This is a genomic window from Bacteroides sp. HPS0048, from assembly GCF_964240755.1.
Lineage (GTDB): Bacteria > Bacteroidota > Bacteroidia > Bacteroidales > Bacteroidaceae > Bacteroides > Bacteroides nordii.
Genome location: NZ_CAXSVC010000025.1, coordinates 1 through 13,368, shown reverse-complemented (window position 1 = coordinate 13,368; position 13,368 = coordinate 1). Strand labels below are relative to the sequence as shown.

Sequence of the window (13,368 nt, the reverse complement as noted above, 5' to 3'; positions counted from 1 at the left end):
GGGTATTATAAAGTCAAGTTAATTCCAAAATAAATGATTCTTGGGGTGTTTTTATCACTGTTTTCCGGGTCGTAACCAGGCCAGTTGGAGATATATCCCGCATTTTTCATGGTTGCATTGATGTTGAGTGCCTGGATCTTTAAGGGTTCGATTAATCTTTTTGGGAAAGAGTATCCCAATGAGATATTGTCGAAACGCAGGAAAGAAGCATTTTTATAAATGGCATAAGTAACGCCACTCGGCTTCTTGCTTGCCAGACGAGGATATTCGTTGTTACGGTTCTCCGGTGTCCAGTATTCGCGTTTGATTTGGTTCGTTACGTTTAGCAGCGCATTGTCATTCGTGAAACGTCCTAATGTCTGCTTATGTCCTAAATAAGAGTACATGCTGAAAGAGAAAGTCAGGTTCTTGAACAAGGTAAATTCATTACGCATGTTCCAACGGAAACGTGGAGTTTTTGTGCCTTGGAACACTTTGTCTTCATTGGTATATGATCCGTTACCGTCTACATCGAGCAAATGAACATCACCCGGTTGCTGACCGTATTTGGCTGCTTCTTCGCGATCTTCTTCCTGCCAGATACCAACTACTTTGTAATCCCAAATCTCGTCAATATCATGACCGATGAAACGCTTATTCTTGATATCATCGGCTTCTTTTTGTCCGATCACATTTCCGGCCTCATCTTTGATGTCTTCCATGATGCCATACAGATGCGTGATCTTGTTTTTGTTGTAAGCAAAGCTGAATGAAGTGCGCCATGTCAGATTCTTCATTTTGATATTGGTAGAGTTTAATGATAATTCAACACCGTGGTTCTGCACTTCACCAATATTTGACATTACTGTAGAGTATCCGATAAGATTGGGGAGTTCACGGCTTACCAACAGATCTTTTGTGATCTTCTTGTATACATCTAAACTACCGTTCAGGCGACCTTTCAGTAAAGTGAAGTCCAAACCGGCATTCCAAGAAACGGTAGATTCCCATTTCAGATTGGGATTTGCCATTGTCATAGCATAGAATGTGTTGATTGTAATAAGTTTACCTGTTGCCGGATCAACATACAAATATTTACGGGGAGACAGTTGCATGAAAGCGGCATAAGTATCGACGGCACGATTACCGTTTTTACCCCAGGAAAGGCGAAGCTTACCATATTCAAACCATTCCGGCATGTTTAACCATTTTTCTTCGGAGAATACCCAACCCAAAGCAACAGCCGGGAAAGTGGCACGCGGATTTGCCAAACCGAAAGCTGAGTAACCGTCACGACGTACAGTAGCTGTGATTAGATAGCGTTGATCGTATACATAGTGTAAACGTCCCATATAGGCATCGCCGGTGCGATAAATATCGTTACTTTCTATCTTTGGAGTGGTACCGAAACCAATACCGCCATAACCCAAGTCATCAGTTGGTTGGAAGTCTTCATTGGTCATCTCGTCTTGCCAGCGTTGGAATTTTTCCCAGTTGGCAAGGAAAGTGAAATCGAAGGAGTGCTTGCCAAAAACTTTGTTCCATTTCAGCATATTATCCCACTGCCAGTAAAAATCTTTAGTCTGTTTACGTTCTGCACGTCCGTTTTGTGAACCTGCACTCGGATGGTCTGCCGACTTCTGATAGAGGTAGTTAGTCCATTCAAAACGTGGAGAGTAAGTCGTTTGTATAGAGAATCCAAGCGGTAAGTTAATCTTCATATAGATAGAAGCATTCAGGTTCTCAATATCATTGCGTTTGGCTGTGTAAGCTGGTGTTACCAATGGGTTGATTTGGTTATTATTGCCCGTAGGATAATATTTGAGTGTTGTTCCATCTTCTTCGTAAATACTTCCATAAGGAGAAAGAGAAGAATAATAGCCAGTGTCGTTTCCAGTATAGCCTTCATCACGTGAAGTAAACTGTGCGTTTACACCATAGGTGAGGAAAGACTGTACTTTGTTCTCAAGGTTAATACGGGCACGAATGGCACTATAGCCTGCACCGCGAACGTTACTTTCATTTTTCAGGTAATTGACGGAAGAGTAATAAGACATTTCATCTTTTTTGCCAGCTACACTTACTGTATAGTCCTGACGAAGAGCTACATCTTGATAAATTACATCTCTCCAGTCTACAGTTCTGCCTGCCAGATAGTTGGCAACTTCCGTACTGGTCAGCTCAAGACGGGTCAGATATTCTTTAGTGGGATCTCCTTTGGAGTTTCCCATCCATGCTGCCAATTCAGTATTGGTCATATATGCTGGATTGTTGAAGTATCCTTGTGCAGCTTTTGTAGGATCTTTACTCAATTCCACATCTCGACGGAAGTTGATGAAATCTTCTCCTTCATATACGTCAGGCAATGAATTTACCATTGAGAGTCCCCATGTACCGCTGAAGTTGATAACCGGTTTCTTAGAGCCCGTTCCTTTTTTGGTAGTGATTAATACAACACCATTGGCTGCTTTTGCACCATATACGGCTGTTGAGCTGGCATCTTTCAAAATATCTATTTGTTCGATGTCATTCGGGTTGATATCCGTCATCTGTCCGGAATAGATAACGCCATCCAGTACGATTAATGGTTCCAAAGAACTCTTGTCATTATCTGTTGCACGTAAGTTATTCTTACCGCGGATCATCATGCTTGAATTTCCTTTTGTATCAGTCTCAATACCTACTGACAAACCGGCTACTCCTGTACGAAGCATATCCTGAATAGTTCTGGGCTGTTCTTTTTCCAAATCACTTCCTTTCAGTGAGGCTACTGCACCGGTCAAGTCTTTCTTCTTCATGGTACCGTAACCTACTACTACCACTTCTTCCAATGTTTTGGAGTCTTCTGCCATTTTTACGATTGTACTGCGACCGGCTTTCACAACTTGTGTAGCATATCCGATATAGGAAATCTTCAAGTTTGCACCGGCAGGAGCCATCAAAGTATAGTTACCGTCTAAGTCGGTAATTACTCCGTTAGTGGTTCCTTCTTCTACGACATTGGCTCCAATGATTGGTTCACCAGTCTCATCTACTACTTTTCCTTGAATATTGATTGGCTGTCCTACCTGTTTTACCTCTTTTTTAGGGAACAAAGCGATTTGAGTACTTGTTACCTCGAAATTCAAGTTTGTCTTGGAAAACATTTTCTTCAAGGCTTCAGAAATAAGTTCTTTTTTCGCATTTAAACTGACCGTCTGCTTGATGTCAGTCTGTTTTGCATCATAGAAGAAGGTATATCCGCTTGCTTTCTCTATGCGAGCCATAGCTTCAGACAGTGGTATGTTCGAGAAACTGATAGTAATCTGCTTCTCCTTAGTCTGTGCGGATAAATTAACACAGACGAACAGCAACAAAAGAAATACTAAATGTTTTAGATTCATATTTTTTTAAATTATAAGTTAACGATGAAGTGCAATAAGAGCCTTGGCTTAAAAGATTTAAGCCTACTCATTCCCTTAATCATTGATTGAATATTCAAGGGTGGGCAATGGGTTGACACCACCCTTGAAGTTCACTGGAGGGGGATTTTCCTCCCGAGGTTATTCTTCAGGCGAATGGTCTTCGGGAGTATAGTCCATAAATTTCTTATTACCAATATTGAAATCTGAGATTTGGATTGTATTACCGCTATTACTCCATCCATCGTAGGTTAATTTGAAGTAACGGTAACTTACATTTTCAGGTAGATCGACAGTTACACTACTAATTGTAGCTGCGGTGGCTATTGGAGCTTCTTTTATAACTTCCGTATAGTTTTCTCCGTCATTACTTCCATAAACGGATACTTTTGTTACACGGAGGTTAGCGCTTGTATTTTGATAAGTACGGTGACGCAATACAAAGAAGTCGAAATTTTGCGGGGTCTGCATGTCGATTACAAAGAATACGGATTCATCTTTACCGATTGTAAGCTTTCCTGGTTTAACCAGAGCCAGACAACTCTTTTCGTCGTCATCGATCAAACATTCGGGAGCGCCATTTATTACTCCGTCAGAGAAATAGTCATGAGAGGTAGTTACGGTCCAGTTGGTGCGATCCAATAAGCTCGAGTGATCAATATCACGTACATAAACCTCACAAGTTGCGCTTACATTGCTTCCATCCACGGCTTTTACAGTGATTGTAACATCTCCTAAAGCTTTGGTATACACTTCGCCATACTCATTTACTTCTGCAATCATGGCGTCGGAAGATGAATAAACTACATCAGGAGTAGTTGCATTGTCCGGGTTTACAGTCACTACACCACCTAAATTGAAAGTAGATTCTACGCCCATATAGTACTTCTGATACTTTTCGGGAATGGTGATGGAGGTAACCGGATAAATGCGTTTTTCCACTTTCACGAGGCAAGTAGTCCACATATCTGTGTTGTTAACAGACCATACGGTTAGCACGGATTCACCTATTCCGGTAGCAGTAATCACCCCATTTTCATCAACGGTGAATACTTTGTCGTTTCCGGTAGTGTACCGGTATGTATATTCATCAGCATCTATCGCACCTTCGGGCAATGTAGTGACTTTCGTATTCCAAGTGTCGCCTTCTATCAAAGAAATTACTTCATCCGGTACATCCGTTACCATCATGCGGTTCACTTTTATACTTGTGTTGTCATCTTTGTCATCGCAGGCTGCCATGCCGGACAGGAGTAAAACTCCTGTCAGCACCAATGCCAATTTATTAGTTATATATCTCAATGTTTTCATTATTATAAAAAATTAGATTCAGATTTTATTTTTTATACGATTCAAAGTTTTCATCAGTAATCAGGTACAAATTCTCCGGTGCTTTATTGTAACCCTTTGCCCGGATTTCCGCTTTCAAGTCGTCGATTTGTTTTTGGGTTACTGTGAAATTCTTGTTACCGTAATCATTGAATGTCTTATCCACCGGACGGAGGAACCCCCATTTTTCAAAGAAATCCAGGAAGTCTATTTTGGCTCCGTTACATACCTGACGAACAAAGTCTAATTGCAAGATACCTTGTGTATCAACTGAAGTATCCAGATCCGGAGTTGTGCGATAATGTTCATACAAATCGCGATAGAAGTCTTCTTGTCCCAACACATCCATAATGTAAAGCTTCAATTGCCAGAAAGGTACCAGTTTTACATAATATTCATCAGAAGCATTGTCCAGGCAATGGGGTTGTTCAGCTTCAATAATACGTTGAATGGCTTCTTCGTAAACAGTCATACCCGGCTTATCCTGATCCATTAATCTGGAGCCTTTTCCGAATGCACCTCTGACGTAGTTAGCACAAATATTATTGGTAACTTCGGTAGTACCTGTCCATTTCAGTCCCGGGCGAGTCTGATTGCTATGGCCGATCTCATGACCTAATACCCAAACACGGCTTTTCAATTCTGTAGTGGTACAGAATACCCCTTTGTAGCTTGGTAAGTAGGCTGTGTGGTTGGCAGCTGAATACGGATTCTTACTGTTGTATTCCACATGCAGGTACATGCGGTTGCCAAATAATTTATTGTATTTGAACAGTCCCATGAAATCCCATTCCAGACGAACGACTTCATCCATCAGATCCATTACTTCCAGGATCGGTGTATTGGCTTCTTTATAATCGTTCACTGTCCAGGTGATGTGTACATATTTGCCCAATACATCGATGTCCTGATATTTGGCATTGCGCAGTACTTCTTCAAATTCGGCTTGTGTACCGGTCTGTGCATCGAAGTAGCCATTTACTTTAGCGAACGGGAAATGTATTTTCACCGTTTTAGCTGCAGCAGCTTGCTTGTCAGCCTCAGTCTCCAATGTCAATGGAATTTTTTCATTAGTTAGATTCTGAATGTAAACCAAACCGTCGGATAATATTTTTATAGTGTTTTCTCCTTCTTTCAGTGCATAAGATTTGCTACTGTTGTAACCTAATCTCAAATCCTGTACAATCATGGAAAGGTTTTGACCTTTCGTATCGCCTACAAGTACTGTCAGTTCTTCACCTTGCTCTACATAGATGCCAGTGGGATTATCGCGTAAGCTATAAGTAGAGGTTTTGTTCACCTCTGCCATTACATTCGGATTCTGGTACGGACGATATTCTGCCACTCTGTATTCCGGATTATAGGAACCATTCAGTAGGGCTGTTGCCAGTTTTTTATATGTTTCGCCCGGCATTTTCCGAATATCAGTTTCGGTGATTCCTTCACGCAGTTCTGAACAAGTATTATCGGTAAATACTTTGGTGTAGTCGTATTTGTTAGCACTTATACGGAAAAATTCCATTTCAGCACAACTAATACGGTTGTTGTGAGCGGCGTTGATAACGAAGCGTACTTGTTTTACATTCTTTACCGGTTCATTTAAGTTCAGAATGGTGGCCGTAACATAATTGGTTTCCAGAGTATATTCTTTTACTTTCACGAATTCTGGTTTCTCTTCGGTAGATACCCAGACCTCAAAATCATTGAAAGCACCGTATTTTGTTCCATTGTCAGTACGTGGATGGTAAATGATGTAATCCAGTGATGTGCAGTCTTTCAATGTATATGTAATCAGGAAAGGCCAGTCGGTGAATGCTCCGAACTTGGAATTGAAATAACTGATGTAATCACCATCGTATGAATTGATGATGCCACGCTGCTCAGATTCTACTTCTTCAGTGGTAGCTTCAGCGTTTGTTACTTCTATCTTCACGTCAGCTGACCCGCTGGAAGCGGCCTGAGTTACAGGTATTTCTCTTCTTAGATCTCCATAGGTGAGTGTTATCACTGTAGCGCGTGGCTCTTCATAATAATTAGGCTCAAAGGTTACTTTTAGTAAATTATCTTCCAGCACCGGATAGCACCAGTCTTTTCCTTCTCCGATAACAGAAAACTGTACATTGGCAAGATCAACATCTTCGGTTACTACCAGATAGACTTCCTGATTTCCGCCACTTGCGGGAATATTCAATTCGAGAGGTAATACTCTTATCCAGCCTTCACGTCCGGGATCGGTATCGTCATCCTTGCAAGATGTGAATAAAAGCACAAATAAGATCAAAGCAATGTTCCATATGTTCAATGAACAGAGCTTACATTTTTTTTCATAAATGCTAATCATTGTTTATTTAATAGATTAAAGAAGGTAACTAATAGATTGCCATTCAAATCCTTACTCGAGATTAAACTTTACCTGGCAATCGGTTAATTTATTAATGAATTGTTATTTTTTACCAATAGTCACTACGTTTTCCTCATCGAACGAATATGCTATCGGATGTATACGTGACATAATTCGCAAAATTTCTTCCAGAGGTTCATGGCGCAGTGTAAACGTATATCTGAACTGATCTTTCAGCTCCGGTGAAAGATTTATTTTCACATTATACCATTTGGATAAGAATCGGCAAATTTCTCCCAAGTTTTTGTTTCGGAATAACATCTGGTCATTCGCCCAGGAAACTGCCAGGTTCACATCTCCTTTTTCTACTTTAATATCATGGTTACGTTTATTGTAAGTTGCAACTTCACCGGGACGCAACATATGATGTTCGTTCGCAGTTTCTAAAGAAACGGAACCTTTTTGCAGGCTGACATAGATGTTGTCCGATTCCGGAAAAGCTTCTACATTAAATTTAGTTCCGTGTACTACTACTTTTACGCCATCCATTTGTACTACAAAAGGATTATTTTTATCGTGAGTTACATCAAAATAAGCTTCTCCGGTCAGGTTCACCACTCTTTCTTTTACTTGAAAATTGGTATTATATCCTACGGTTGTTTTTGAATGAACCCACACGGAGGTTCCGTCAGGCAGTACTATTTTAGATTTTCCACCCCAGTTTGTGTAAGTCTGCTGTGCGAGTTCGGGACGCCCTATTTTCATGCCAAAATAAAAAGAAGCCGATGCAAATAGGGTTGCCAGAATACAAGCTGCGGCTACATATTTACGTATAAAGACCATTGCTTTATTGCTCTGCTTATTACCAACAACTTTTTTCTCCTCTTTTTTAGCCATTTCTTTTTCGTTCATACGACGTATTAGCTCGTTCCAGCATGAATCCGTATTCACAGTATATTCAACAGCTTTAGCGCGTACTTGCTTCCAAACTTCCTGAAGTTCTTCAAAAAGTTCTTTGTTTTCTGCAACGGACAACCATTTTTCAAACAGTTGTTCGTCGCCGGCAGTAAGTTCGCCTTTTAATTTAGAGATGATTAAATCCCAAGGGATATTTTTTTTCATATAACGTTTTTAGCTGTTTACAATACTATGACACGAGAATTCGAGTGTACCCTTATTTATACTATACACTTTTTTAAATTATTTTTTTGTATGTTTGTGAAATGAACTCAATATGAACTAAATAATGAATGATATCTTTTTATTAAGACTGCTCAAATCTGGGGATAAGCAAGCGTTTAAGCTATTATTTGATAGCTATTTTGAAGCGTTGTGTCGATTCATGTATATCTATCTGGGGAATAAACAGGATGCGGAAGAGATAGCAATTGATATTTTTATGTATCTTTGGGAAAATAGAGAAAAGATCGAGATTAAGCTGACTTTTAAAGGATATTTGTTTCAGACTGCTCGTAATCGATGTTTAAACGCATTGCGAGACCGTAAAAATACGCTGGCGATAGATGAAATAAGCGGAACTGAGATTCCTCAGGCGGATATGGGAAGTCCATTAGAGATGGAAGAGTTAAGTCGGTTGATAGAAGAGGCTGTTTTATCTTTACCTGGCAGATGTCATGAGATCTTTGTGAAGAGCCGTGAAGAGAAGTTGACTAATCAGGAAATAGCCGATGAAATGAATATATCCGTGAAGACAGTAGAAGCTCAGATAACCAAGGCTCTTAAGCGTATCCGCGAGTTTTTGGGAGAACAATATTATTACTTGTTTTAGTGCCGCTGGCATTCGAAGCAAAGTACTATTAGACTCAAAAAAACGGTTGCACTTTATTCAAATGCAACCGTCTTTCAAAAGGGACAGTTTCTATTTTAAAAATCAACCTTTATAACATTCATATTCTTGTCTACTAATATTCCATCCTGAGCTTTCAGATTGAACTTTACAGCTCGTCTGGCTTTGAACTTTAAAATGATTAACTCTTCATTTCCTTCCAGGTAAGGCTTCTCTCCCAAGTTGACAAAAGTGGGATAAAGTGCTTTTGTCCCGTTGGTGTGTAACCGGTCGTAAGTAAGGTTTTTCATTTTTTTCATATTGGGAGTTTCTACTGCAACAAATTCCCAATCTTTTGTATCGTAAGGCAATGCAAAACTAAGAGCATTTACAGACTGTAAATCGATTCCTTTCACGATGACCTCCATAACTTCACCTGCATGATAGGTTTGTTTGGTAGTCCGGATACTCAGATTGCCTGCAACCGGAGGAGTAGCCTGTCTGCTTACTCCGTCTTCCAACTCAATGGCTACTGCGGAGATATCGTATGTATCGATTAATCCATTGTTGTTCAGGTCTCCTTTACTGACATAGTCGAAGTCGGCATCTCCTTTACGCAGGCCGGTATAGTTCATATAGGATGTCAGATCATTTTCATCCAGTTTTCCATCCAGGTTTATATCACCTGGGATGTAGCTTTCGGAACCGGGAACTTTGAATACATACAATTCGCGTCCGGAACCGAAATTACCTACGGCTTCGCTGACTGCAATTTTTATATATCGGACTACAGGCTGGTCTTTGAAAATGAATGTTTTTACGTCATTGCCTTGCCACTCAAATGTTCCGGCCTCCTGCCAGTCGACTTTATCCCTGCTGTAATATACAATACCTTTCTGTAGGGTTCCGTTACCTCCATTCTGACGGGGCAGGTATTCAAATTTATCTAATACGTTGATGCTTCTTAAGTCCATAATGAGTTCGAATGGGACGGCACTACTCTGCCATTTGGTGTGCCAGAGGTCAGATTCATCAAAATTGAACATTCTGTCAATTCCTTGTCTTCTTTGGTTCTCACAAGTCGTTTCGGCCTGGATATCTGTAATGGCAAATTCCAGTGGGTTGGATTTTGTGGTAGCTGTAATTGTACTCCAGTCTGATTTTCCATCTTTGTTTACAGCGCGTAGCTTGAATTCGTACGTTGTTTCGGGAGTCAGATCCTCAAACAACAGTTCCGTATCCCGGATGGTGGTGTAGTTCATGCCATTATATTCTATCTCATAATAATCGGCATTTTCTACTCTATCCCATGAAGGAGTAAGTGAATAAGGTCCTGTATGCGCTTCTGTTATTTGTATTTGGGGAGTTGTGAGTGTACCTGTGGATTGCAGATGGCGATTCGCTGGTTGGTATACAAATCCCTTAACTTCTACTTCTATGGGATTTACCGTAATATCGGTAGAGGCTAGTTTGATGTGTAAAACCGGATTTTTGGTAAGGATCATATTGGCAAAATCTGTTCCGGGAGTTGCAAACGAGTTCATATTTGGTGCAGCCTCGTAGTAATATACATTCTCTCCTTTATCGAAACTATCTGAGGAGTTTACCTCGACTAACTTCACCTTTTTATTCCCTTGTTTAGCTGTTATTTTTTGAGGTTTCGCAGTTACGTTTATTCTCAATATAGTTACTTTCTCTTTTTCCATTTCCGGAAAACTGCCACTAGTGGGGGCAATGGTAACTCTTACTCTGTCCTTGTCTACAGTCGAAGTTATCAGTGTTGCAGTTGCTGCTCCGTTGCGGTAAGCTTCGGTAGTACCGTCGTCGTCGTATTCGGTGAACGTGCTGTTTCCGTAGGGATACAAATCGTATATGCGTACGTGTTTATCTATTTGGCTCACATTGTTGTGAGGTTTTGTCATTGGCAGAATTGCTCCTTGTTTGATGAAAACCGGAAGCTTCCAGAGCGGAGTATCGAAATTGTTAATAATGCAATTTCCTGCATATTGTTCACCTGTGAAATAGTCGATCCAGTTTCCTTCCGGAAGATAAATACCATTTCGTACGTCGTTACCTTCTTTATCTGCCTTCGTATTTTGGTAGATGGGGGCTACCAGTACGGACGGGCCATACATAAACTGATAACGGGTAGCTGTTCCCAAAGTATATTTGTTGGGATATTCGAGAAACATAGCCCGAATCATTGGCTTTCCATTTATTGCTTCTTTGGCGATACTATAGGCATAGGGCATGAATTCGGATTTCATTTTCAGATACCAGCGGTTGATAGAAGCTGCCGGCTCGCCCAGGATATGCGGATATTTGGGATTGGCTCCCCATCCGTCCATATTCAATTGCATCGGAGTGAAAGTTTTCCATTGGAAATCGCGTACATTGACCGGTACATTTTTTCCTCCGAATATGCCATCCATATCCGAACAAATGTTCGGTTGTCCCGAAAGACCGGAACCTATATAAGTCGGGATGTGGAAACGGATATATTCCCATTCACCGCCGGTCTGGTCGCCTGACCATATACCGGCATAGCGCTGGGTACCTGCCCAGCCATCCAGTGAAATAATGAAAGGACGGGCATTGTTACCATAATAAGGCATGATGGCACCTACATCTGCTACGCCATTTAGTCCGAATGAATAACCTGCACCTACCCATGCGACATCGGTTTTCAGTACGCGTACACCGGCATTGCGCACCTCTTTTACAATATCACGTTGCAGGAGGGCTTCGATACCTGCTTTGGGGTGTAAATCAGATTGTGTCCACAGGCCAATTTCAACTCCATGTTTGCGTGCATAATCACCGAACTCTTTTAAATTCTGTATGTTTCCATCCAGTGTTCCGGTTTGCCCGTATCCTGCACCATAGCCATCATTAGGAAGAACCCATCCCAGTGGCATGTCATATGCATTATAGCGGTCGATGACGGCACGGGCTGAGAACTGATAATTGTTTTTTTCACCATTCAGTGATTCTTTAATCCCTCCATTGTCTTTTTGGCTTTCTTTATATTTTTTGCCATCCTCAAAAAGAATACCCTTTTCGTCTTCTTTCCAATAGTCGCGATTGTAGGCATTCAGATGACCTTCATAAAATCCGAATTTGGGTAACAGGACCGGGTTGCCGGTCAGCTGGTAAAAATCGTTCAATAAAGCTACCGGAGTACTGTTTATCATGAAAAATAAATCCAGATAGTCCGTATCATGAGATAGTTGTACGATACCTTTTTGTGTAGCCCCAAAATCGTATTTACCTTTTTTGAATGTATGCCACATTATTCCGTATCCGTTTGTCGACCAGTAGTAGGGGGTTGGTGAAGCCACCCCGCCATCTGTCCAATTATTCGTGTTTTCGATGGCAATAATCTTTCCTTTATGTGAAAATCGTCCGTTTTGTACTCCACCACCATAAAAATATTCTTCAGGACTTTCTTTCAATGAAAGTTTGGTATGCTTACCGGAAAACTCTACCGGTGCCGTGGTTTCTGTTATTACTTTGTTCTCTATAAGGTTTATTATCTTAAATAATCCCGTCTGCTTGTCTATGGATATCCGGACGCGATTAGTGGCAATGTCAATGGTTCCGTTTTTATCGCTCAATGTTATTTGTCCTGCTTGTCTTCGGGGAGTGTTAACTAAGATCTGTGCTTCCGGGCTTGCCTGAGGATCGCGGATGATACCTCCGGAGTTATCCTGAAACATACGGAAAATGTTAGCTCCATAAAAATCGATATTCAGGAGCGTAGTGTCAGAGCGCAAAACCTCTACGGTAGTGAGGTTAATCATTCGTGCACTCGTAATGGCTGGCTGATGGTGGGATACTACTTGGGATAAGTTTGTTTTTTTACATAGAGCATGCATTGTAATGGGTGCATGGCTTAATGAAATTGTTAGAGCCAGAAAGACTACTCTACTCTGTCTCATACCTCGAAACGTTTTTTTCATGATCGTTTTGTGTATTGAATTAAATTTCTGTATTTTACATTTTTCTACTAAAATACAAGATAAAAAACATAGAAAATTAGATGCTACAAAAGTAATGCTCTATTTCATTTTTGAAAATTATTCTGCACATGTTTTTTCTTTGTATACAATTATTGTCTTATTTTAGCAGTCTGGCTGGCTTGTCATTCATTGTTTATCTTAAATATAAATTTCTGATCACTTTATGATGACTGTTTTGTAACATGTTGATAACCAATGATTTTAAAAGTGTACATTTTAGTTATGCAAGAATGTACAACCTTGCACTGTAAGAATGTACATTCTTGTTATATAAAAGTGTACACTCTGATCATGCAGGGAGCTACATTAAATCTCAAGTTCATAATGTTGGTAGATGTTAATTACAATATTCAGTGAAAATTTACGAGGCTTTTGTGATTCTATGTAAACTCTTATGGATATTCATACCGTTTGTCGTAGAGGAAAGAGACGTTTCTCTACCATTATCTTTGCCATGGAAAACATAGTTCTTTATGAACGTTAATAAGAATAAATTTCTTAATATTGTCT

6 protein-coding genes are annotated in these 13,368 nt (G+C 40.3%); 1 reads left to right on the top strand and 5 read right to left on the bottom strand.

Going from position 1 to position 13,368, the window contains the following annotated elements:
- Window positions 1–5: 5 nt before the first annotated feature.
- The 4 genes from ACESQI_RS17380 to ACESQI_RS17365 all read right to left on the bottom strand — a co-directional run bounded on the left by ACESQI_RS17380 (window position 6) and on the right by ACESQI_RS17365 (window position 8,172).
- Window positions 6–3,362, bottom strand: a complete 3,357-nt coding sequence (locus ACESQI_RS17380; protein WP_195349636.1) for a TonB-dependent receptor — start codon at window positions 3,360–3,362, stop codon at window positions 6–8.
- Window positions 3,363–3,521: 159 nt separating this feature from the next.
- Window positions 3,522–4,691, bottom strand: a complete 1,170-nt coding sequence (locus ACESQI_RS17375) for a discoidin domain-containing protein (protein ID WP_025867432.1) — start codon at window positions 4,689–4,691, stop codon at window positions 3,522–3,524.
- A 25-nt stretch (window positions 4,692–4,716) separates the two neighbouring features.
- A complete protein-coding gene (locus ACESQI_RS17370) occupies window positions 4,717–7,050 on the bottom strand; it encodes a M60 family metallopeptidase (protein ID WP_122201736.1) in 2,334 nt (777 codons plus the stop codon).
- A gap of 102 nt (window positions 7,051–7,152) precedes the next feature.
- Entirely contained in the window at window positions 7,153–8,172 is a 1,020-nt protein-coding gene (locus ACESQI_RS17365; RefSeq protein ID WP_122201735.1) for a FecR family protein, read from the bottom strand.
- Window positions 8,173–8,296: 124 nt separating this feature from the next.
- Here ACESQI_RS17365 and ACESQI_RS17360 point away from each other — a divergent pair, with 124 nt between their 5' ends.
- Window positions 8,297–8,839, top strand: coding sequence for an RNA polymerase sigma-70 factor (locus tag ACESQI_RS17360; protein ID WP_002558098.1), 543 nt, complete (start codon window positions 8,297–8,299; stop codon window positions 8,837–8,839).
- Between the two features lie 95 nt (window positions 8,840–8,934).
- On the opposite strand, the gene ACESQI_RS17355 is transcribed toward ACESQI_RS17360, so the two are convergent.
- Window positions 8,935–12,798 carry a TIM-barrel domain-containing protein gene (locus ACESQI_RS17355; RefSeq protein ID WP_373126608.1) on the bottom strand — a complete coding sequence of 1,288 codons (3,864 nt, stop codon included), beginning with the start codon at window positions 12,796–12,798 and terminating at the stop codon, window positions 8,935–8,937.
- Between the last annotated feature and the right edge of the window lie 570 nt (window positions 12,799–13,368).